Raw genomic sequence first — 21,864 nt, forward strand, 5'->3', positions numbered from 1 at the left:
TGTAACCATTTTGTAAATAAAATATCTATTTGTTTTGTGATTGACCAGCAATGATAAATCTTAACGCATTAAGTCTAATAAATCCTTCTGCATCTTTTTGGTTGTAAACTTCATCTTCTTCAAAAGTAGAGTGTGCTTCAGAAAATAAAGATTTTTCAGATTCTCTTCCAACAACTATTACATTACCTTTATAAAGTTTTAATTTAACTCTACCTTCTACATTCTCTTGAGTTTTATCAATTGCAGCTTGAAGCATCTCTCTTTCAGGAGAGAACCAATAACCTTGATAGATTAATTTAGCATATCTTGGCATCATCTCATCTTTTAAGTGAGCTTCTTCTCTATCTAAAGTAATAGATTCAATTGCTCTATGAGCTTTTAGCATGATAGTTCCACCTGGAGTTTCATAACATCCTCTAGCTTTCATACCAACATATCTATTTTCAACAATATCAATTCTTCCAATACCATGTTTGTTACCATATTGATTTAATGTTTCAAGAATAGTTGCAGGAGACATAGCTTCACCATTTATTGCAATAGGGTCACCATTTTTATAATCGATTGTGATGTATTCTGGTTCATCAGGAGCATTTTCTGGAGAATTAGTCCATAACCACATTGCTTCTTCTGGTTCTGCATTTGGGTTTTCTAATAATAACCCTTCATATGAAATATGTAAAAGGTTTGCATCCATTGAATATGGACTTACAACTGGGTTTCCATTTTCATCAATATGTTTTTTATCAATTTGTATACCATTTTTCTTAGCATATGCAAGTAGTTTTTCCCTTGAATTTAAATCCCATTCTCTCCAAGGAGCTATAACAGTAATATCTGGATTTAATCCTAAATATCCTAACTCAAATCTAACTTGGTCATTACCTTTTCCTGTTGCTCCATGTGATACAGCATCTGCACCCATTTTGTTTGCAATTTCAATTTGTTTTTTTGCAATTAATGGTCTTGCAATTGAAGTACCTAATAGATATTCACCCTCATAAATTGCATTAGCTCTAAACATTGGGAATACGTAATCTTTTACAAATTCTTCTTTAATATCTAAAATAAAAATATTTTCTGGTTTAATTCCACATGCAAGTGCTTTTTCCCTTGCTGGTTCTACTTCTTCTCCTTGACCTAGGTCAGCTGTAAAAGTGATAACTTCTGCATTATACTCATCTTGTAGCCATTTTAATATTGTAGATGTATCTAGCCCACCACTGTAAGCAAGTACAACTTTTTTAACTTCTTTTTTGCTCATAATATATCCTATGAAATGGTTATTTTAAAGAACGCATTTTAACAAAAGAAAGCTATAAAATAGTTTATATAACTTTCTTCCTTTTTTTATGTTATTTTTTGTTTAAGCAGTATCTTTTCCGATAAAGTTTTTTTCATTTGCTTCAGAAACAATAAATTTAGCTATTTCATCTGTTTGTTGAGCTATAACTTTAGTTTCATTGGCAATTGAAGCATTTTGTTGTGTTTGTTGGTCAAGACTATTGATTGCATCATTAATCTGAACAATTCCAGATTCTTGTTCTTTTGAAGCAGATTCCACATTTGAAATAAGTTCAATTGTTTTATTAATATTTTCATTTAGATAGTTATACCCTAAAATCATTTTATCGGAGATAACTTTCCCATTATTTGCTTTAGTTGTTGCTTTTTCAACTAGATTTTTAATCTCTTTTGCTGCTTCAGCAGACCTAGAAGCTAAATTTCTAACTTCTTGTGCAACAACGGCAAACCCTTTACCTGCTTCACCCGCTGTTGCAGCTTCTACTGCTGCATTTAGTGAAAGAATATTTGTTTGAAAGGCTATTTGGTCAATTACAGTAATTGCATCATTTATAGCATTAACTTCGTCATCAATTTCATTCATTGCCGTTGTTGTTTGTTGTGCTAAATCTTTTCCTTCATTTGCCGAGATAGTTACTTGATTTGCAAATTCAGTCATTTTTATAACATTTTGCGTATTTGCTGAAATATTTGAGGTAATCTCTTCTAATGCAGCAGCTGTCTCTTCTAATGATGCAGCAGCTTCATTTGAATTAATATTTAAGCTATCAACATTCGATAGAAGAACATTAGAACTTTTTTCTAGTGCAAGTCCATTTTTTTTGTTATCTAATAACATTTTATTAATAACATCTGCTAAGTTGTTTAGTCCAATTGCTGTTTCTCCTAGATTATTATCATCTTCTATTTTATATGTAAAATCAAGGTTTTGATAAGAGATTAAAGCTTTTGTAATATTATTTAAATCATTATTAACTTTAGAAGATACAATTTTAAACAATTCATTGATTCCATTTTTAAGTTCTTCAATACCTGTGTTTGTTGTACTTTCTTCTATTGTTTGGTTCATATTACCTTCTTTTGCAACATCAATAGCATCTTTTACTGACGTAATTACCCTTTTTGAGTCTGTAATATCTTGAGCAAATTTAACTACTCTTATCACAACACCCTTACTATCCCTAACAGGAGTATAAGAAGCTTGAATCCAAATTGAGCTACCATCTTTTTTAAATCTTTCAAACTCATTGATATTAGATTTACCATCAGCTAAATCTTTCCAAAATTGTGAGTATTCAGAGGTGTTTACATAATCTTTATCGCAAAACATCCTATGGTGTTTACCTTCAACTTCATCTAAAGTGTATCCTAATGCATTTAAAAAGTTATTATTAGCATGTATGATTGTCCCATCAGGCTTAAAAGATATAATTGCATAGTTTTCTTCCATTGCAAGTAATCTCCCTGATTCTTCCTGTGTTTTCCCAAAATTAAACATAATAAGTGTCTCCTCTTATTTACTTATATTTTATTTATTGAAAAAATTATAGTAGAACATAGTATTGTGAAAGTATTATTTCTTACTTTTATTCTTTAAAAAAAGTGTTTTTAAATAGTTTTAGATATAATTTAATCTATGAGAATAGATAAATTTTTAAATGCGGTTAATATTACAAAAAGAAGAGCAGTTGCTGAGGATATGCTTGAGCACAAAGTTGTCTTTATAAATGGACAAGCTGTTAAAAAAGCAAAAGAGGTAAAAGTTGGTGATTTAATTGAGATTAAATACCTTGAAAGAAGTGATAAATTTAAGGTATTACAAATACCAACTACAAAATCTACACCAAAATCTAAAATGGCAGAATATGTCGAAAAAATAGAAGGATAATAGATGTTCAATATGGCTAAATTAAAATTTGATGATATATTTGAGAATAAACTTCCTGAGGACGAGGTTAGAGAATATCTAATTGAATTATATGAAAGAGGTGAAACTGCTGCTGAAATTGCAGGAGCAGCTAGCGCTATGAGAGACCATTTAATTCCTTTGCCAGTTCATTATGCTTTAAAAGAAAAATTGATTGATAATTGTGGAACAGGTGGTGATAAATCAAATTCATTTAATATTTCAACTACTGTATCAATTGTTTTAGCTGCTTGTGGGTGTTATGTTGCAAAACATGGTAATAGAAGTATTACAAGTAAGAGTGGTAGTGCAGATATGTTAGAAGCGCTTGGATTAAATTTAAATCTGTCTTTGGAAAATACAGCAAAAATGTTGGAAGATACAGGTTTTTGCTTTATGTTTGCACAAAATCATCATCCAGCTATGAAATATGTTATGCCAATTAGAAAATCAATCCCACATAGAACTATATTTAATATTTTAGGACCTTTAGCTAATCCTGCTACTGTATCAAAACAATTAATTGGTGTATTTAGTGATTCTTATATTAATAAAATGATTACGGCACTTACCTTATTAGATACAAATAGAGCAATGGTAGTAAGTTCAAAAGATGGTATGGATGAAATATCTATAAGTGATGTAACTTATGCAACTAGTTTAATTAATGAAAGAACTAGTGATTTTATTATAGATCCGCAAGAGTATGGAATGAAATTATCTCCTAAAGAAGCAATATTAGGTGGAGATGCTGCTTATAATGCAAAAATTACAAAAGCAATATTATCTAATGAAGAAGAGGGTGCAAAACTTGATATCGTCTTGTTAAATACAGCTGCTGCATTAATTGTTGATGAAAAAGCAAATGATTTTAAAGAGGGTATTGAAATAGCAAGAGATGCAATTTATAGTGGAAAAGCAAAAGAAAAACTTGAAAAATTAATTGAAGTATCTTCAAAATTAAATTAGGAATTTTATTGAAATCATTTCTTTTAAATGAAAATGAACTTAATGTTATTGTAGATGAATTGAAATCTCAAATTGAAGCTTTAAATAATGACTGTATAATTATTCTTAGAGGAGATTTGGCAAGTGGTAAGACTACATTTGTAAAAAATTATGTTAAATCTTTAGGAATTAATGAAAATGTTACTTCTCCAACTTTTTCTCTACAATCTATTTATGATAATAGAGTTTTCCATTATGATGTTTATAATAAAACATTAGAAGAGTTTATCTCTTTAGGTCTTTTAGAAGAATTTGAAAAAAATGGTATCCATTTTGTAGAGTGGGGAAATGAGAAACTAGAAGAATTATTGAAATCTTATGGTTTTAATGTACTTATTTTAAATATTGAAAAACTAGAGAATAAAAGGCAATATAAAATAGATGAATAAAAAAAGTAAATTAAGAATTGAAGGTATTACTAAAAGTATTAAAAAAACACAAATCTTACATGGTATTTCCCTTGAAGTAAACTCTGGTGAGATTGTAGGTTTATTAGGTCCTAATGGAGCAGGAAAAACTACAACTTTTTATACAGTATGTGGACTTGTTAGTCCAACAAATGGAAAAGTTTATTTTGATGAAGAGGATATAACTGAACTTCCTTTACATAAAAGAGCATTAAAAGGGATTGGTTATCTTCCACAAGAATCATCTATTTTTAAAGATTTATCAGTTGAAGATAATTTAATGTTAGCTGCTCAAATTGTTACAAAAGATAAAAAAGAGCAACATAAGCGAGTTGAAGATTTATTAGAAGTTTTTAATATTGAACCAATAAGACAGAGAAAAGGTATCTCTTTATCTGGTGGAGAGAGAAGAAGAACAGAGATTGCTAGAGCTTTAGTCTCTAAGCCAAAATTTTTATTATTAGATGAACCTTTTGCTGGTGTTGATCCTATTGCTGTTAAAGATATTCAAGAGATAATTCATGAATTAACTAAAATAGGGATTGGAATATTAATTACAGACCATAATGTAAGGGAAACCTTAGAGATTTGTAATAGAGCTTATGTTATGAAAAGTGGTAGTTTACTTGCTTCTGGAAATGCAGAAGAGATAAAAAGTGATGGTAGCGTTAGAGAACACTACTTAGGGGAAAGTTTTAACTTTTAAGAACAATTAATACAATTGTTCCCTCTCTTTTTTGCTTCATCTAAAGATGATTTCACTCTTTTTATTATTGTTTCAATATTATCTTCTTTATTTAAAACTGTAATTCCAAAACTTACATTTAATTTATTATCAACAAAAAGTTTGTTTTTAAGAATATTTGTTTTAATTTTTTCTGAAACATATTGTGCCCCATCAATTTTAGTTTGAGGTAAAATAATTAAGAAATTAAAGTCATCCCATCTTCCTATACTATCAAACTCTCTGATATTGTTTAAAACTATTTCACTTGTTTTTTTTAAAATTTCATCATCTAAAGGTTTATTTTCCAGATTGTTTATATCAAAAGCAATAACTGATAAATCATTGCCATATCTTTTATCTCTTCTAATCTCTTTTGATAATATATCTTTAAATTTATTGTAATTAAACAGTCCAGTTAAACCATCATGATTTGCTTGAAAATCTAATAGATTTAATTTTTCATTTATTTGGGTAATATCTAAGAGAGTTACAATATATCTATTTTTTTCATTTTCAATTTTATCAATATTTATTAAAAATGAGAGTTCATTATCATCATCACTTTTAACTTTTACAATTTTATTTAAATCATCAAGTTTTTTGAATTTTTCAATATCATCTGTTTGAGATATATTTAAATAAGGTTCAAAAAAAGATTTAGAATTAAAGATTTTATATAAAGTATCAAATTCTGAAAGAAATTTATCTTGATCTTCAATTAAAAAAAACTCTTGAAAACTTTTATTTACTTCGATAATTTTTTCATCTTCTATAAGAAGTATCATATTTTTTTGAGTATCTAAAATATGTTTTATCTCTTTTTTTTCATCTTGTATTTTATTCTCAAGTTCAATATTTACAGACTCTAACTCTTTTTTTAAAAAAAGAGGTTCTGAGGCTCTTATCATATTTTGAACTAACTGATATAAATCTACAGGTTTTAGTACATATGAACTTACATTTAAATCGATAGCTTTTTTTAGAAAGAAGTGGTCACTATGGGCACTTGTGATTATTAAAGGAATAGAAGAGTCTTCTTTCCTAATCTCTTCACATACTTCAAGTCCACCTATTTTTGGTATATTAATATCCGTTAAAATTAGATTAATATCTTTATTGTTTTTATATATCTCTAATGCTTCAGCCCCGTTTTTAGATACAAAAACTTTTTTTACAATAGAGGATAAGGTTTTAAATGTAAATTCTCTAATATCATCTTCATCTTCAATATATAAGATTACGAGGTTATTTAATATCTCTTTATTCATATAAAACCTTTTTTTTAATGCATAATATTATAAAAAAATTATTTAAAAGAAACTAATTAAAAATCTTAATTGCATTTTTTAGATCCTCTTCTGTATCAATTCCGAAAGATTTTGATTCAACTTCTACCATAGCAACTTTGTAATCATTGTCAATAGCTCTTAATTGTTCTAGCTTTTCAATTGTTTCTAATTTTGATTGTTTAAGGGAACAAAAATCATTTAATGATTTTTTAGTAAAGCCATAAATTCCTAAGTGTCCATAATAAGAAGATGATTCATAATGGTCTCTATGGTATGGAATTTTAGATCTTGAAAAATAAATTGCATTTGAATTTTCATCTAAAATTACTTTTACATGATTAGGGTCATCTGCTAGTTCTGAAGTAATTTTCTTAAAACAACTAGTAATCATTATATCTTCATTATTTTTTTTAACTTGTTTTACTCTATTTATTACTTTTTCTATAACTTCTGGTTCAATGAAAGGTTCATCTCCTTGAACATTTATAATGATTTCATCATCATCTAGATTTAAAATATTTACCGCCTCATTAATCCTATCCGTACCACTTTGATGTTCACTTGATGTTAAAACAGCATCAAAACCGTATTCATTAGCTAAATCAATAACTTCTTGAGAATCGGTTGCTATAACTACTTTATCCAAAGAACTTACTTGTTTAGCAGTTCTTATAACCATTGGTAAACCTAAAATATCTACTAGAATTTTGTTTGCAAATCTACTTGAATTTAATCTTGCAGGTATTATAATCATTTAATTAATCCTTTTTAATTGTTAATATTATTTTTCATATGGTAATGAGATTTTTATTGTTGTACCATCTGTATTGTTTTTTGCAGTAATTATTCCATTTAAATGGATATTTACAATTATTTTACTCATATAAAGTCCTAAGCCAACACCATGTTTTTGTTCTTTTGTTGAAAAGTATGGCTCGAAAACTTGATGTATGATATCTTCATCTATCCCTTTTGCATTATCTGAAATCTCAATTATAATCTTATCATCAATTTGATTTTGATTTATTTTTATTTTCTTTTTTGTAATTTTATTTTTATCAAATGCCTCAATTGAATTTTTTATGATATTAATTAGAACATCAATTAATTCATTTTTTAAGGATTTAAATATCAAATCTTTTTTTATCTTTTTTTCAAAAATTATATCTTTTATATCATATTCTAAACCAATTTTTTCAATTGCTTGATTAAGAATTTCATCAAAAGATATCTCTTCTTTTTGATTTTTTAATTGAAGAAATTTTTGAAAACTTTCAATTGTATTAGAGAGTTTAATAGCCTCATCATGGATTGTTTCCAATGTTGAAATAGTTTCTTTTTTTGATGGATTTTTATTCATAGAATAATTGATTTCAAGTTTCTGGGCTTGAATAGAGATAAGATTTAAAGGTTGTCGCCATTCATGGGATAACATTTGTAATGTTTCAGTCATAATAGCTAGTTTTGATTTTTGTAAGAGTAGTTTATCTTTTTGTTCAATCTCATCTTTTGCTTTTGAAATTTCAGATTTTAATAAAGATGAGGAGTCATTTAAATTTATCTCTTCTGTAATGTCAAACATTAAATAGGTATATCCTGTAACATCACCATATTTATTGTAAATTGGTTTAGCGCGTAAATTTATCCAAAAAGTTGAACCATCTTTTTTTAGTTTTTTTAATTTTCCACTCCATTCTTGAAAATTTTCAAGATTAGATAAAATATTTTTATAAATAATTAAATCTGAATCCCTATGGGCTAAAGATGAAAATGATTTTCCAACTAATTCCTTTTCATCATATCCAGAAAGTTTACAAAAAGCTGAGCTTGCTTTTGTTATGTGTCCATGTAAATCTGTATGCATTGATATTACATAATCATTTAAAATTTCATCATCGGAGATTTGTGAGGTTATATCTTTTGTATTTATTACAAAAAGATTATTATTTAACATCGTAGATATAGTAATTTTTAAATATACTCTTTTTTTGTCTTTTCTTTTACAAACTAAATCAATCTCTGCTTTATATTTTTTACTTTTGTCAGTATTTTTTAAAAGATTTAAAAATGATTCTTTAAATTTATCTTCCATTAGTGAAGAAAAATTTGTACTTAATAGTTCTTCTTTTGAGAATCCTAGTATTGGCATAAATGCATTATTTATATAAATAAACTTGGTATTTTCATCAATAATTCCAATTCCATCCCAAGAATTATTTATAATCTCTTGTAATTCTAAATTATTTCTTTTAAGCTTTTCAATGTCTTGATTAGTCAATATAAAACCTTATTTTTAGTGACAATATTATAATATAAAATCTTTAAACAAGAGTATGAAAGAGTTATTATATGAAGAAAACTATTACAGTTATTGATACATTTGGATTTTTATTTAGAAGTTATTATGCCTTGCCTCCACTAAAATCAAAAAGTGGTTTTCCAACAGGTTTATTAACAGGTTTTATGAATTTTATTTCAAATATAGGAAAAGATTTTCAAACAGATTATTTAGTATTTGCTTTAGATTCTAAAGGAGATACTTTTAGAAAAGATATTTATAATGAATATAAATCTCACAGACCAGATGTTCCCGAAGATTTATTAAAACAACTTCCAATTGCAATTGATTGGATTGTTAAAATGGGATTTCAAGTTGCAATGGAAGATGGATTTGAAGCAGATGATATAATTGCTTCAATTGTAAATGATGCTAAATGTAACGATATTGAAGTTAGAATAGTTTCCCATGATAAAGACCTTTATCAATTAATTGATGATAAAAATGAAATTTATTTATTTGATCCAATTAAAAAGACAACAATTAATGAAGAAAAATGTTTTGATAAATATGGTGTAAAACCAAAACAATTTATTGATTATCAATCTTTATTAGGGGATAGTGCTGATAATGTTCCAGGAGTTAAAGGAGTAGGGGCAAAAACTGCAGAAGCTTTAATTCAACAATTTGGAAGTTTAGATTCAATATATGAAAACATTGAAAATATTGAAAAACCAAGATGGAAAAAGCTTTTAATTGAAGGTAAAGAATTAGCATTTATTTCAAAACAATTAGTTACTTTACATACAGATTGTCATAGTATTGAAGAACTTGAAAACTACACTTTACCAGAAGAAAACCCAATATTAAAAATTGCTGATACCTTACTTGAATATGATATGAATAGAATAATTGAAAGGGTTAATAAAGAGGGATTAAACTATAAAACTAAAATTCCAGAACAACAAATTGATATTCCCGTTAAAAAAGATGAGAATATTGAATATGTTCTTTTAAATGATGAAAATGAATTAATAAAAATAGTTGAGTCAATTAAAGAGGATACTCTTGTAGCATTTGATACAGAAACAACTGACTTAGATACAAAAAATGCGAAACTTGTCGGTTTTTCTTTTGCCTATGAGGAGAATAAAGCTTTTTATGTACCTATTAATCATAATTATTTAGGAGTACCAAACCAAATCTCAATTGATGGTGCAAAAAAAGCTATAAATGAATTAAATAAGAAAAAATTAATCCTACAAAATTTTAAATATGATTATTCAATTGTAAAAAATCAGTTAGATATTGAACTGATTTTATTTGCAGATACTATGATTTTAGCTTGGCTTTTAGATTCAAGTTCAAAAATTGGACTTGATGCTTTGGCTTTAAAATATTTTGACCATAAAATGATTGCATATAAAGATGTTGTTAAAAAAGGTGAAAATTTTTCTAATGTAGAGATTGAAGAAGCATGTAAATATGCTGCTGAAGATGCACTGTATACATATAAGACTTATTATAAGTTATTAGAAGAGTTTAAAAATAAAAATTGTGAAAATTTGATAAAAATAGCCCATGATTATGAATTCGATTTTATTTATGTATTAGCGAGTATGGAAGAGTTAGGAATAAAAATTGATGTTAAAAAACTTGAAGAGCTAAAAGTAACAAATCAAGAGACAATCCAAAATTTAACAGCAAGCATATATGAAAAAGCAAATACAGAGTTTAATCTTAATTCACCTAAACAATTAGGTTCAATACTTTTTGAGACCTTAAAACTACCACCATCAAAGAAAACAAAAAGTGGTTACAGTACAAATGAAGTAGTCCTTCAAAAATTAAAAGATGAACATGAAATAGTTCCTTTACTTTTAAATTACAGGGAGGCTTTTAAACTTCAATCTACTTATATTGAACCTTTACTTGAATTAGGTAATAAAAATGATGAAAATAGAATTTTTACCTCTTTTTTACAAACAGGAACAGCAACAGGAAGATTAAGCTCTAAAAATCCCAACCTACAAAATATTCCTGTAAGAACAGAAGCAGGGTCTCAAATTAGAAGTGCTTTTATTCCAGCTGAAGGATATAAATTACTTGGAATTGATTATTCACAAATAGAATTAAGATTACTTGCTCATTTTTCACAAGACAAAGCTTTACTTGATGCCTTTAATGAAGATAAAGATATCCATAGACAAACAGCAGTAAAAATTTTTGGTGAAGAGGAAGCTGATTCAAAAAGGTCAATTGCAAAATCAATAAATTTTGGTTTATTATATGGTATGGGTAGTAGAAAACTTGGAGATACATTAGGAATTCCTGCAAAAGAAGCAAAAAAATATATTGATGCTTATTTTGAAAATTTTACTAGTGTAAAAGAGTATTTAAAATCTATTGAAGATAAAGCTTTAGAAGATGGTTATGTTGAAACTTTAATTGGTAGAAGACGATTATTTGATTTTGATTCAGCAAATGCAATGATGAGAGCTGCATTCTTAAGAGAATCAGTTAATACATTATTCCAAGGAAGTGCAGCAGATTTAATAAAACTTTCTATGATAAAAATTCATAATGAATATAAAAGTAATAAAAATGTAAAAATGTTACTCCAAATCCATGATGAATTAATTTTTGAAGTAAAAGATGAAGAAGTTGATAAAATAACAAAAAATTTGGTAGATATAATGGAGAATATCTATAAATTAAGAGTTCCTTTAAAAGTCTCAAAAACTCTTGGTTTAAGTTGGCAAGAGTTGAAATAACAATTAAGATATAAATTTTTTTTATTTTTTAATAATTTTATTTTGACATTTCTATTTATTTCTGATAGAATTTAAAAAAATTATTATGAAAGAGGGCATTATGATTAAGACCTTAAAAAACATAAGAAAACTTTACAATGCAAAGTTACTATTTATTAGTAATGATGAAAATGTAAAAAACACAATTGAAAATGAATTTGATGAGTATTTTAAAGAATTAACATTAGTTAAAAGTTATGATGAGGCAATTTCATTAATTAATGAAAATAGTTATGATATGGTTGTTATTGATACTGACATATCAGGAAAAGATTTTGAAGAAGCATGCTCTAATATTAGTGCAGCAGCACCAAATTTACCTAAAATAGTTATTTCAGGTGATGATAACAATGAAAATATTGTTACAGCAATTAATAATAGTGCGTATACGTTTTTAACTAAACCTTTAAGACCTAAAGGTGTAAAACTAGCTGTAATTATGTGTTTAAATCAAACTAAAAGAGGTGATAAAATTGAATTCCAACATGGAATTTATTTTGATGAATATAGAGATCAGTTTTATAAATCTGGTGGAACACTTATTGATTTTACAAGACTTGAAAAAGGTTTCTTAAAACTACTAATTGCAAAAAAAGGTGAAATTGTTGATTATGATACAATTAAAAATGTAGTTTGGAAAGGTAAAAACATGTCAATTTACACTATGAGAAATATTGTAAATAAAGTTAGACAGAAAACCTATTATGAGATTGTTAGAAATCACTCTAATAAAGGTTATGTAATTGATGAAGTTTAATTTTCACTTCATCTTTTTTTACTATAATATGTAAAGATTAGCATGGAAGAGATAATCGTATCTAAAGAAGAATTGATTGATATGTTTGAAAATCAAGAAATTACTGATACTGGAAGAGGCTGGATGATGGGTAATGAAGAGATTGAAATAATTGCTCTTCATGATATTGATCCAAAGTTTCTCCAAGACATAACAAATGCTAAATTTTATAAATTAATACCAAAAAAGGGGAAATAACTAATGTCACATTGCCCATACTGTGGAAAGAAAATAGCCATGAGTAAAGCTTTCTGTTCTAGAGGTTGTAAAGAAAACTATTTTCAATTGATTGCAATTCAAGTTCCAAAACCATTTCTAAAAAGAATTTTTGTATTCAGTACACAAGAAGAGCGAGAAGCAGAAATTGAGAATTTCGCAAATAGACATGGTTGGAGAATTGATTTACTGCAAAAGAAAATTGATGAACTAGCAGTAGAATATGGCTACATCGAATCAAACTAATACAAATTTCTCCGTTGAAGATTCTATACTTAAACGATCTACTCTCTTATACTTAGAAGATGATGAAACAATAGGCCAAGAAACTTTTTCTATTTTTGAAAAAGTGTTTGGTAAAGTTTATTTTGGAAAAGATGGACAAGAAGGAATTGATCTTTACAATAATCATAAAAATGAAATTGATATTATATTAACAGATATAAACATGCCAAATATGAATGGTTTGGAGTTTATGAGTGAAGTTAGAAAATTAGATTTTGAAATACCAGTTTTAATCATTACTGCTTTTAATGATGTAAATATTTTAACACGTGCAATAAAGTTAAATGTAGCTGATTATATTGTAAAACCAATGCAATTAAATTCAACATTAAAAATTCTAAATAAAATTTTAACTAATAGACATAATCAAAAACTTGTTTTAAAGCAACAAAATGAATTACAAATTTACAAAGAGATTTTAGATAGGGAGAATCTAGTTAGTGAAACAGATTTAAAAGGTTATATTACATATGCAAATGATATTTTTTGTAAGGTATCAGGTTATACTAAAGAAGAATTAATTGGTGCAAACCATAATATAGTAAGGCATCCTGATGTTTCACCAAAAGTATATGAACAAATGTGGCAAACAATACAAAATGGTAATATTTGGAAAGGTAAAATTAAAAATAAAGCAAAAGATGGTTCAGCTTATTATGTAAAAGCAACTGTATTTCCTGTTTTAGATGAAGATGGAAATATTGAAAAATATATGGCAAGTAGATTTGTTGTTACTGAAGATGAGGAAGAAAAACATAAACTTAAAAAGTTTATTATGAAACAAAAATCTGATCAAATAAAACATGAAAAGCAATTAAAAGAAGAGTTTGATGATGCAGTTCATTTTGCAAAAATGCAAAAAGATGAGCAAGTAGCTAAATTTATTCATGAATTAAATGAACAAATTAAAAGTCTAAGAACAAAAAATGCTGATAATAAAGGGAGAATTATCTCTTTAGAAAATAAATTAAAAGAGGCTTTAGATAAAAATGATGATTTACAAAAAGGATATCAAATAAGGATTGAAAAGCTTCACAAAACATCTGTACTAGCAGTTGAAAATTATCAAAAAATTAAAAAAAGAAGTGATATTATTAGTGAAAAATATGAAAAGGCTCAAGAGGGAATAAAAACATTCCAGGGCTATATTGATGAGTATAGAGAAAAAATAAAAAATTTAGAAGATGTTATAGCTGCCTATGAAGATAAATTTGGTCAACTTGGGCGACTTAAATAGTTTTTTTATTTTTTTTAATTAAAACTAAAACTATTACACTTAAAATTGCAAAAATTCCTGATTGTAACATCCCCATTGTTAACCAGTCTCCATATAAAAAACCCAATTGAATATCAGGTTGTCTGAAAAATTCTGCTGTAATTCTTGCTAATGAATATAAAATACCATACATAATTGCAAGTTGTCCATCAAAAAGTTTTTTATTTCTTATTGTGTAAAGAATAATAAAAATTAAAACACCTTCTAGAATTGCTTCATATATTTGAGAAGGATGTCTTAATGTGTTGTTTACATAAATACCCCAAGGTACATCTGTAACTCGGCCAACAAGTTCTTGATTAAAAAAGTTACCTAATCTACCAAAAGCATATCCAGCACTAATTCCAAGTACTGAAATATCTGCTAAAAACCAAAAAGAAACCTTATTCTTTTTACAAAATAGTAATGATGCAATTAAAAAACCAATAAAAGCACCATGGTAACTCATCCCTGATATACCTGTGAATTCACCATTTATAAAAGGATTAAATATCTGCCAAGGGTGAGTTAAATAATAGATTTTTTGAGGGTCATAAAATATTATATAACCAAGTCTAGCACCTAAAATAACACCAATCTCAGCCCACCAAATGTATGAATCAAAAAGTTCATCTGAGATTGGAAGTTTATCTTTTTTTATTAGCCATTTAGCTACAAATATGGCAGAAAGTAGGGCAAGTGCATACATGATTCCATACCAGTGTACTGCAATAGCCCCTAGCTTAAAAGCTATAGGGTCAAAGTTAGAATAAATATTCTGCCAGTATTCCATTTAATCTTCTAATGCGTCTGCAATTAATTCAATTGGATTTTTAAATGTAACATCTACATTAGATACATGAAGTGAGTTAGATACTTGAATTCTACAGGCACTACACTCAGCACTTACAATTTCTGCTTTTGTTTCTTTAATCATAGCAGCTTTTGGAAGTCCAGCAGCCCTTGCTAATTCATATTTCTCTGACTGCATTGTAACCCCACCAAATCCACAACATCTATTTGGATCACTCATCTCTTTCATAACATAGTTTTGACTTAATAATGCTCTTGGCTCTTGCCAAACACCTTGAACTTTTCTTGCGTGACATGCATCATGATATGTTACAGTTGTGTCAAATTTTTTGCTAGAATTTGCAAGTAATTGTTTTAAATTAGTATTATCTTCAAGCCATTTTGTTGCCATAAAAACTTTTTTAGAAATTTTTGCAGCTCTTTCTTTCCATTCTGGTTGGTCATGTAAGAAGTGTTCCCAATCTTGGTTAATCATTGCACTACATGTAGCTTCAGGGATAACAATCGCATCAACTTCATCTAGCCATTGTTCAAAATATTCAATATTATGTTTGACTAGATAATCAACAGTATCAAAATCACCTGTAAAATAAGCTGGTGCTCCACAACATAATTGTTTTTTAGGTATAAAAATATCAACACCAACTTTTTTAAGAATTTTAACTAAACCATCACCAGTTTTTGTGTATGCATAATTACTCATACAACCAATAAAAATAGCAACTCTTTGTTTTTTCTCTTCAGTTTTTGTTCCTGTATTAACTTTAATGTTTTCAGGGTATTTATTTAAGAAACTTCTTCTATCAGCATAAGTTAGCGCTCTTTCCTTTTTAATTAAAGGTACTGGAAATCTTAAAAAAGATGTTTTCTTTTCTGTATCTTTTTTTATAGCACAAGATTGGAAAACCCAACCTAAACTTGCTAATAAGTCCATAGTTTTTCTATGTCTTAATAACCAGAAAAATGCTCTTTTGTACCAAGCAATTCCATATTTTTTTCCAATATCATATCTTACTTGTTCAATAATCATATCTGTTGGTAAGTCATTTGGACATACATCAACGCAGTTTGTACATAAAAAACATGATTCAAAAATATCTTTTGCATTTTTATCAAGTTCTAATTCATCCCTTTTGTATGCACCTAATAAATCAATAAAACCCCTTGGGCTAGTTGTTTCATCTTGATTAATATTAAAAATTGTACATACGGGTTTACATTTTCCACATTTTACACAATCATCACTAATTTGTGTATAATCAAATTTTTCCATTGCATTCATTATATCGTTTTACTAAACCTTCTTTTATTTTCAGGAACTTTTTTTAAATATGCATCAAAAGGCATACAAATATTTCTAATTAGCATTGTTCCTGTAGGAGAAACTGTTATTTTTTCATCATTGATTGATACTAATTCAGCTTCTATAAACTCATCAAGTAATGGTAAGTCATTTTTGAAATATTCATTAAAATCTATATTAAATTTTTCTTCAACTCTTTTTATATTTAAAGAGAAATTACTCATTAACTCCATGATAACAAATTGTCTTAAAATATCATCTTCACTTAATCTATAACCTTTAAAAATAGGAAGTTCATCATTATCAATTGCAGCTTCATATTGTTTTAAATCTTTATAGTTTTGTGCATAGTAATCAACACCATTGCCTATGGATGTAACACCAATTCCTATTAAATCAGCTCCACCTTTAGTTGTATAACCTTGGAAGTTTCTATGAAGTTCACCTTTTTCAATTGCTTTAAATAGTTCATCTTCAGGTTTTGCAAAATGATCCATTCCAACCATTTTATATCCATTTGTTGTGAAAAAATCAATTGTATCTTTTAATATTTCAAGTTTTTCAGATGGTGGAGCAAAAGTTGTTTCATCAAATTTTCTCATAGTTTTCATAAGCCAAGGAACATGGGCATAATTAAATACTGCTAATCTATCTGGATTAAGTTTTATAATCTCTTTAACTGTTTCATTAAATGTCTTTCTATTTTGATGAGGAAGACCATAAATTAAGTCAATATTTATAGAGTTTATTCCCGCTTCTCTTGCAATATTCATAACATTTTGAGTTGTTTCATATGGTTGTATTCTATGAATTGTTTTTTGTACTTCTTCATTTAAATCTTGAACACCAAATGAAAGTCTATTAAATCCACCTTCTTTTAATACAGCCATATGCTCTTTTGTAAAATATCTTGGATCTACTTCACATGAAATTTCAGCATCATCACTAAAATTTGGAAAAGTCTCTTTAAGCATTTTAATTACTTCATTCAACTGCTCTGGTGAAAAATATGTTGGTGTACCTCCACCAAAATGCATTTGAGTAACTTTTCTATTTGTATTTAAATGTTTCTTTAAAATATTTAGTTCTTTTTTTAAGTATTCTAAATATCTAACTTTTTTATCCTCTTTTGAGGTAAATATTACATTACACCCACAAAAATAACAGGCACTTCTACAAAATGGTAGATGTATATATAAAGATAAATCTCTATCATCGCTTTGTTTACTGTAATATTCTATTAAATCTTCTTTTGAAAACTCTTCACTAAACTCTGGTGCAGTTGGATAAGATGTATATCTTGGACCTGGTTTTGAATATTTTTCAAATTTTTTAAAATCAATCATATCTACTTCTTATATCTATCTATTTATTTATTTGTCTACTTAACCAAACCATAACACCTTTTTGTGCATGTAATCTATTTTCAGCTTCTTCAAAAACTAAGCTTTCTTCACCTTCAATAACATCTTCTGATACCTCATAACCTCTATAAGCAGGAAGACAATGTAAAAATACCGCATTTGGTTTTCCTAACTTCATCATCTCTTTATCTACAATATATCCATCAAAGTCTTTTAATCTTTTCTCTTTTTCATCTTCTTGACCCATTGAAACCCAAGTATCAGTTGTAATAACAGTAGCATCTTTACAAGCTTCTTTTGGATCATTACCAATGATGATTTTTGCTCCAGATTCCTTTGCAAAGTTTAATGCCTCATCTAAAATATTTTGATTTACTTCATAACCTTTTGGTGTAGCAATTCTTAATTCAAAACCTAATTTTGAAGCTAACATTAGCCAAGAATGAGCTAGATTATTTCCATCACCTACATAAGATACAACTAAATCTTTTTCTAATCCAGCTTCTTGAATAGTCATATAATCAGCCATTAATTGTACAGGGTGATATTCATCTGTAAGCCCATTGATTACTGGTACTTTAGAATATTTTGCAAACTCTTCAATCTTTGATTGTGCAAATGTTCTAATCATTACCATATCAACCATACTTGATACAACTCTTGATGTATCACTCATAGGTTCACCACGACCTAATTGAATATCATTTGAAGATAAAAATAGACCAACTCCACCTAATTGATAAATACCAACTTCAAAACTTACTCTAGTTCTAGTGCTACTTTTTTCAAAAATCATTCCAAGAGTATTTCTTGGCATATAATCTTTAAAAACTTTATTTTTAGTTTCTCTTTTGATTTTTGCAGCTAGCTCTAAAATCTCTAATATTTCTTCTTTAGTATAATCTCTAAGTGTTAAAAAATGTCTCATTTAAGTATCCTTCTTTTGTAAAAACGACCATTATATATTAAATCTGTTTACTTATAACTTAACGGTTATTTACTTTTTTTTAGGCATTTGTGCTAAATACTCTTTATATTTTAAAGAATCAAGTTTTTCAACTTTACTCATAACTTCATTATTCATTTGCTCTTTATAAATAGAGATTTTTTCTCTTATTTCACTATTGTTTGAACCTATAATTTGAGATGCCAAAATTCCAGCATTTTTTGCTCCATTGATTGCAACAGTTGCAACAGGAACACCACCAGGCATTTGTACAATTGATAATAATGAATCCATACCCTCTAAATTTGAACCTCTAACAGGAACTCCTATTACAGGAAGTGGAGTTAAAGCTGCAACCATACCTGGTAAATGAGCTGCCCCTCCTGCTCCAGCAATGATAACTTTTAAGCCTCTTTCTACTGCACTTTTAGAATATTCAACTAATCTATCAGGAGTTCTATGAGCTGATACAATACTTACTTCAAATTCAATACCAAACTCTTCACACATTTTTACTGCTTCACTCATAACCGGTAAGTCTGAGTCACTTCCCATAATAATTCCAACTAATGGTTTAGACATATCTTTTACTTCCTTTAATTTTTAAAATATCTTTTGCTTTCATAGCTTTTTCTAATGCTTTGTTTATATCATCATCTAAAACTGTAATGTGTCCCATTTTTCTAAATGGTTTTGTATAAGATTTTCCATAAAAATGAAATGATAATTCTGGAATCTCTAAGGCATCATGAATTCCATGAATAAATGGCTCACCTTCATAATTCTCTTCACCTAATAGATTTATCATAACTGCAGGAGAAATCAATTTTGTAGAACCTAAAGGTAAATTTGTAACTGCTCTAATGATTTGTTCAAATTGTGATGTTGCACAAGCTTCAACTGTATAGTGGCCTGAGTTATGTGGTCTAGGTGCAATCTCATTAACTAAAACTTTACCATCTTTTGTTAAAAATAGTTCAACCCCAAAAATACCAATTCCATTTAAGGCTTCAATAGATTTTTTTGATATCTCAATAGCTTTTTGTTCTATTTCAAATGGGATCCTAGCTGGAGCTAATACACTATCACAAATATTAACTCTTTCGTCAAATAACATTTCAACAACTGGATAACATTTAATTTCACCCTCTATATTTCTAGCAACAATAATTGCCAACTCTTTATCGATGTTAACCAACTCTTCAATAAATGATTCATCTCTAATTGCTTTAGTATTAACCTCTTCTTGAGATTTAAGCATCTGAACACCTTTTCCATCATATCCACCAAGTTTTGCTTTTTGAATAACAGGAAATCCAAAGGAAGCTAAATCCTCATCATTTCTAACATCTTTATACATAGGAACAGGGATACCTTTTTCATCAAGAAGTTTTTTCTGTTCATATTTGTTCTGTATTAATTCCATAACATATGGTGATGGGTGAATTTTATGTCCATGGTTATATAACTCTTTTAAAATAGTCATGTCAACGTGTTCAAGTTCAAAGGTTGTTACATCATTTTCTTGAACTATTTGTTCAAGTTTATCTTTGTCATAAAAACCACCAATAATATGTTTATCAGAAACTTGAGCAGCAGGGCAATTAAAAGTTGGGTCTAAAATAGTTACATGAAAACCCATTTTTTTTGCTTTTTGAGACATGATTTTACCTAATTGTCCCCCACCAATAATACCAATCTTTAAATTTGAATAATTAAAATCTTTGTTCATATTTCTCTTCTTTACTTTTTTAAATTAGTAACATAACGTCACTTACAATGCATTTTCCACCATATCTTTTTATAAATTTACTAATAGAATCTTCAATATTTAAATATTTTGATTCTTCACATACTGTAAAAACATAATTATTACTAAATACATCAGTTACATCATCTGCAGTTTTAAGTCCATGACCTCCTGCACCTTGAATATCTTTGATTATTGTATAACCATTGATATCATTACTTTTTAATAAGTCAATCAATCTGTTAACATAAACAGATTCAATTATTATTTCAACTTTCTTCATCTCCCTCATAAATCCTTACCCCCAAATTAAGTTTATAAAATAGTAATACAATGGAATACCAAGAGATATATTAAATGGGAAAGTTATAGCTAAACTTAATGGTAAATATATACCTGGATTTGCTTGAGGTACTGATAATCTCATAGCAGCAGGAACTGCAATATAAGAGGCACTACCACTTAATAATGCTAGTAAAAATGCATCACCTTTTGATAAAGAAAAATAATATCCAAGTGTTATGGCAACACTTGCATTTATAATTGGCATCAATAAAGCAAAAATTATTAAAAACATACCAACTTTTTTAAGTTCGTATATTTTTCTTGCAGCAACAAGCCCCATATCTAATAGGAAAAATGCAAGAAAACCTTTAAACAAAGTTCCAAATAAAGGTTCCATTGAATGCCAACCTTTTTCTCCTGTTAAAATTCCAATGATTAAAGCCCCAATAAGTAGGAAAACTGATGGATTTAAAAAAGATTCTTTTAAAATCTCTTTCCAATTTGTTTTTTCATCTTTATCTTCCTCTGAGCTTTTTGCAAATAAAGCTGCAAATACAAGCCCAATAACAATTGCTGGTGACTCCATTAATGTCATAGCCGCAACCATATGACCACCATATTCTATTCCAATTGTTTGTAAGTAAGTAATACCTGTAATAAATGTAACAGCACTAATTGAACCATAAGTAGCAGCAATAGCAACTGAGTTATAAGTATCTAATTTTGTTCTTAAGATAAAATAACTATATATTGGTACAATAGATGCCATAAATATTGCAAGTATTAAAGATTTAAATACATAAACATCCAAGCCACTTTTTGATAATTCATATCCTCCATGTAAACCAATTGCAATTAATAAATAAAGGGAAAAAAGTTTTGGTAGAGGTTGTGGAATAGTTAATTCAGATTTTAAAAAGACAGCAAGCATACCTAAAAAAAAGAATAAAATTGGTGGATTTAGTATATTTTGTAATATTAAATCAATATTCATAGATTAAATTCCTAACTAATTTTTCTTATATTAAATTGATATTATATCTCAAAAAAGCTTTTTCTATTTTGAAGATAAATAAAAAAATTTAAAAAAATTATTTTTATTTCCAAATTAACCATTA

21 protein-coding genes and 1 pseudogene are annotated in these 21,864 nt (G+C 27.6%); 9 read left to right on the plus strand and 13 right to left on the minus strand.

The annotated features are described in order from the left end of the window. Positions 1 to 25 precede the first annotated feature (25 nt). Both FDK22_RS14095 and FDK22_RS14100 read right to left on the minus strand, forming a co-directional pair. On the minus strand, positions 26 to 1,264 hold the full coding sequence (locus FDK22_RS14095; RefSeq protein ID WP_138153630.1) for an argininosuccinate synthase: 1,239 nt from the start codon (positions 1,262 to 1,264) through the stop codon (positions 26 to 28). 111 nt (positions 1,265 to 1,375) lie between these two features. Next, a pseudogene (locus FDK22_RS14100) lies at positions 1,376 to 2,803 on the minus strand (methyl-accepting chemotaxis protein); the annotation flags it as partial. 138 nt (positions 2,804 to 2,941) lie between these two features. On the opposite strand from FDK22_RS14100, the gene FDK22_RS14105 reads away from it, so the two are divergent. Genes FDK22_RS14105 through lptB form a run of 4 tightly spaced genes read left to right on the plus strand, consistent with a single transcriptional unit; the run spans position 2,942 to position 5,332 of the window. Further along, positions 2,942 to 3,193, plus strand: a complete 252-nt coding sequence (locus FDK22_RS14105; RefSeq protein WP_138153632.1) for a S4 domain-containing protein — start codon at positions 2,942 to 2,944, stop codon at positions 3,191 to 3,193. Positions 3,194 to 3,196: 3 nt separating this feature from the next. Beyond that, positions 3,197 to 4,180, plus strand: a complete 984-nt coding sequence (gene trpD / locus FDK22_RS14110) for an anthranilate phosphoribosyltransferase (RefSeq protein WP_138153633.1) — start codon at positions 3,197 to 3,199, stop codon at positions 4,178 to 4,180. Between the two features lie 8 nt (positions 4,181 to 4,188). Further along, positions 4,189 to 4,608: a tRNA (adenosine(37)-N6)-threonylcarbamoyltransferase complex ATPase subunit type 1 TsaE gene (tsaE, locus tag FDK22_RS14115; protein WP_138153634.1), complete on the plus strand. Its 420-nt coding sequence runs from the start codon at positions 4,189 to 4,191 to the stop codon at positions 4,606 to 4,608. After that, positions 4,601 to 5,332, plus strand: coding sequence for an LPS export ABC transporter ATP-binding protein (gene lptB, locus FDK22_RS14120; protein WP_138153635.1), 732 nt, complete (start codon positions 4,601 to 4,603; stop codon positions 5,330 to 5,332). The genes tsaE and lptB overlap by 8 nt, the downstream gene beginning before the upstream one ends. Here lptB and FDK22_RS14125 read toward each other — a convergent pair. Genes FDK22_RS14125 through FDK22_RS14135 form a run of 3 tightly spaced genes read right to left on the minus strand, consistent with a single transcriptional unit; the run spans position 5,329 to position 8,920 of the window. Then, positions 5,329 to 6,621, minus strand: a complete 1,293-nt coding sequence (locus FDK22_RS14125) for a diguanylate cyclase (protein ID WP_138153636.1) — start codon at positions 6,619 to 6,621, stop codon at positions 5,329 to 5,331. The genes lptB and FDK22_RS14125 overlap by 4 nt on opposite strands. Positions 6,622 to 6,673: 52 nt before the next feature. Beyond that, positions 6,674 to 7,396 carry a 3-deoxy-manno-octulosonate cytidylyltransferase gene (gene kdsB / locus FDK22_RS14130; protein ID WP_138153637.1) on the minus strand — a complete coding sequence of 241 codons (723 nt, stop codon included), beginning with the start codon at positions 7,394 to 7,396 and terminating at the stop codon, positions 6,674 to 6,676. A 27-nt stretch (positions 7,397 to 7,423) separates the two neighbouring features. Further along, entirely contained in the window at positions 7,424 to 8,920 is a 1,497-nt protein-coding gene (locus FDK22_RS14135; protein ID WP_138153638.1) for a PAS domain S-box protein, read from the minus strand. Between the two features lie 71 nt (positions 8,921 to 8,991). Here FDK22_RS14135 and polA point away from each other — a divergent pair, with 71 nt between their 5' ends. From polA to FDK22_RS14160, 5 genes are all read left to right on the plus strand, one after another. After that, positions 8,992 to 11,694: a DNA polymerase I gene (gene polA / locus FDK22_RS14140; protein ID WP_138153639.1), complete on the plus strand. Its 2,703-nt coding sequence runs from the start codon at positions 8,992 to 8,994 to the stop codon at positions 11,692 to 11,694. A 100-nt stretch (positions 11,695 to 11,794) separates the two neighbouring features. Then, positions 11,795 to 12,490, plus strand: a complete 696-nt coding sequence (locus FDK22_RS14145; RefSeq protein ID WP_138153640.1) for a response regulator transcription factor — start codon at positions 11,795 to 11,797, stop codon at positions 12,488 to 12,490. Between the two features lie 42 nt (positions 12,491 to 12,532). Beyond that, positions 12,533 to 12,727: a hypothetical protein gene (locus FDK22_RS14150; RefSeq protein ID WP_138153641.1), complete on the plus strand. Its 195-nt coding sequence runs from the start codon at positions 12,533 to 12,535 to the stop codon at positions 12,725 to 12,727. Between the two features lie 3 nt (positions 12,728 to 12,730). Then, positions 12,731 to 12,991: a DUF2116 family Zn-ribbon domain-containing protein gene (locus FDK22_RS14155; RefSeq protein ID WP_138153642.1), complete on the plus strand. Its 261-nt coding sequence runs from the start codon at positions 12,731 to 12,733 to the stop codon at positions 12,989 to 12,991. Then, positions 12,969 to 14,267, plus strand: coding sequence for a response regulator (locus FDK22_RS14160; protein WP_138153643.1), 1,299 nt, complete (start codon positions 12,969 to 12,971; stop codon positions 14,265 to 14,267). Before FDK22_RS14155 ends, FDK22_RS14160 begins: the two co-directional genes overlap by 23 nt. Here the strand turns inward: FDK22_RS14160 and lgt are convergent. The 8 genes from lgt to FDK22_RS14200 all read right to left on the minus strand — a co-directional run bounded on the left by lgt (position 14,260) and on the right by FDK22_RS14200 (position 21,740). Further along, the gene (gene lgt, locus FDK22_RS14165; RefSeq protein WP_138153644.1) at positions 14,260 to 15,078 is read right to left on the minus strand and encodes a prolipoprotein diacylglyceryl transferase; all 819 of its coding nucleotides are present in this window, start codon (positions 15,076 to 15,078) and stop codon (positions 14,260 to 14,262) included. The two genes, FDK22_RS14160 and lgt, sit on opposite strands and share 8 nt — an antisense overlap. Next, positions 15,079 to 16,380 (minus strand): (Fe-S)-binding protein, encoded by a 1,302-nt coding sequence (locus FDK22_RS14170; protein WP_138153645.1) that lies wholly within the window; start codon positions 16,378 to 16,380, stop codon positions 15,079 to 15,081. Continuing rightward, positions 16,380 to 17,747: an oxygen-independent coproporphyrinogen III oxidase gene (gene hemN, locus FDK22_RS14175; RefSeq protein WP_138153646.1), complete on the minus strand. Its 1,368-nt coding sequence runs from the start codon at positions 17,745 to 17,747 to the stop codon at positions 16,380 to 16,382. Before hemN ends, FDK22_RS14170 begins: the two co-directional genes overlap by 1 nt. 19 nt (positions 17,748 to 17,766) lie before the next feature. Next, entirely contained in the window at positions 17,767 to 18,693 is a 927-nt protein-coding gene (gene argF / locus FDK22_RS14180; RefSeq protein WP_138153647.1) for an ornithine carbamoyltransferase, read from the minus strand. 69 nt (positions 18,694 to 18,762) lie between these two features. After that, a complete protein-coding gene (gene purE / locus FDK22_RS14185) occupies positions 18,763 to 19,293 on the minus strand; it encodes a 5-(carboxyamino)imidazole ribonucleotide mutase (RefSeq protein WP_138153648.1) in 531 nt (176 codons plus the stop codon). After that, entirely contained in the window at positions 19,286 to 20,443 is a 1,158-nt protein-coding gene (locus tag FDK22_RS14190; RefSeq protein ID WP_138153649.1) for a 5-(carboxyamino)imidazole ribonucleotide synthase, read from the minus strand. The genes purE and FDK22_RS14190 overlap by 8 nt, the downstream gene beginning before the upstream one ends. Positions 20,444 to 20,462: 19 nt before the next feature. Beyond that, complete coding sequence (locus FDK22_RS14195; RefSeq protein WP_138153650.1) at positions 20,463 to 20,744, minus strand: P-II family nitrogen regulator; 282 nt, start codon at positions 20,742 to 20,744, stop codon at positions 20,463 to 20,465. A gap of 15 nt (positions 20,745 to 20,759) precedes the next feature. Then, on the minus strand, positions 20,760 to 21,740 hold the full coding sequence (locus FDK22_RS14200; protein ID WP_138153651.1) for a sodium-dependent bicarbonate transport family permease: 981 nt from the start codon (positions 21,738 to 21,740) through the stop codon (positions 20,760 to 20,762). Positions 21,741 to 21,864 lie beyond the last annotated feature (124 nt).

This window comes from Arcobacter arenosus, from assembly GCF_005771535.1.
GTDB lineage: Bacteria > Campylobacterota > Campylobacteria > Campylobacterales > Arcobacteraceae > Halarcobacter > Halarcobacter arenosus.

What these genes read in the sequence shown, in the direction of transcription:
- FDK22_RS14095 (WP_138153630.1), bottom strand. Translation starts at nt 1,264, where the DNA reads ATGAGCAAAAAAGAAGTTAAAAAAGTTGTACTTGCTTACAGTGGTGGG.
- FDK22_RS14105 (WP_138153632.1), top strand. Translation starts at nt 2,942, where the DNA reads ATGAGAATAGATAAATTTTTAAATGCGGTTAATATTACAAAAAGAAGA.
- trpD (WP_138153633.1), top strand. Translation starts at nt 3,197, where the DNA reads ATGTTCAATATGGCTAAATTAAAATTTGATGATATATTTGAGAATAAA.
- lptB (WP_138153635.1), top strand. Translation starts at nt 4,601, where the DNA reads ATGAATAAAAAAAGTAAATTAAGAATTGAAGGTATTACTAAAAGTATT.
- FDK22_RS14125 (WP_138153636.1), bottom strand. Translation starts at nt 6,621, where the DNA reads ATGAATAAAGAGATATTAAATAACCTCGTAATCTTATATATTGAAGAT.
- kdsB (WP_138153637.1), bottom strand. Translation starts at nt 7,396, where the DNA reads ATGATTATAATACCTGCAAGATTAAATTCAAGTAGATTTGCAAACAAA.
- polA (WP_138153639.1), top strand. Translation starts at nt 8,992, where the DNA reads ATGAAGAAAACTATTACAGTTATTGATACATTTGGATTTTTATTTAGA.
- FDK22_RS14145 (WP_138153640.1), top strand. Translation starts at nt 11,795, where the DNA reads ATGATTAAGACCTTAAAAAACATAAGAAAACTTTACAATGCAAAGTTA.
- FDK22_RS14150 (WP_138153641.1), top strand. Translation starts at nt 12,533, where the DNA reads ATGGAAGAGATAATCGTATCTAAAGAAGAATTGATTGATATGTTTGAA.
- FDK22_RS14155 (WP_138153642.1), top strand. Translation starts at nt 12,731, where the DNA reads ATGTCACATTGCCCATACTGTGGAAAGAAAATAGCCATGAGTAAAGCT.
- FDK22_RS14160 (WP_138153643.1), top strand. Translation starts at nt 12,969, where the DNA reads ATGGCTACATCGAATCAAACTAATACAAATTTCTCCGTTGAAGATTCT.
- lgt (WP_138153644.1), bottom strand. Translation starts at nt 15,078, where the DNA reads ATGGAATACTGGCAGAATATTTATTCTAACTTTGACCCTATAGCTTTT.
- FDK22_RS14170 (WP_138153645.1), bottom strand. Translation starts at nt 16,380, where the DNA reads ATGAATGCAATGGAAAAATTTGATTATACACAAATTAGTGATGATTGT.
- hemN (WP_138153646.1), bottom strand. Translation starts at nt 17,747, where the DNA reads ATGATTGATTTTAAAAAATTTGAAAAATATTCAAAACCAGGTCCAAGA.
- argF (WP_138153647.1), bottom strand. Translation starts at nt 18,693, where the DNA reads ATGAGACATTTTTTAACACTTAGAGATTATACTAAAGAAGAAATATTA.
- purE (WP_138153648.1), bottom strand. Translation starts at nt 19,293, where the DNA reads ATGTCTAAACCATTAGTTGGAATTATTATGGGAAGTGACTCAGACTTA.
- FDK22_RS14190 (WP_138153649.1), bottom strand. Translation starts at nt 20,443, where the DNA reads ATGAACAAAGATTTTAATTATTCAAATTTAAAGATTGGTATTATTGGT.
- FDK22_RS14195 (WP_138153650.1), bottom strand. Translation starts at nt 20,744, where the DNA reads ATGAAGAAAGTTGAAATAATAATTGAATCTGTTTATGTTAACAGATTG.
- FDK22_RS14200 (WP_138153651.1), bottom strand. Translation starts at nt 21,740, where the DNA reads ATGAATATTGATTTAATATTACAAAATATACTAAATCCACCAATTTTA.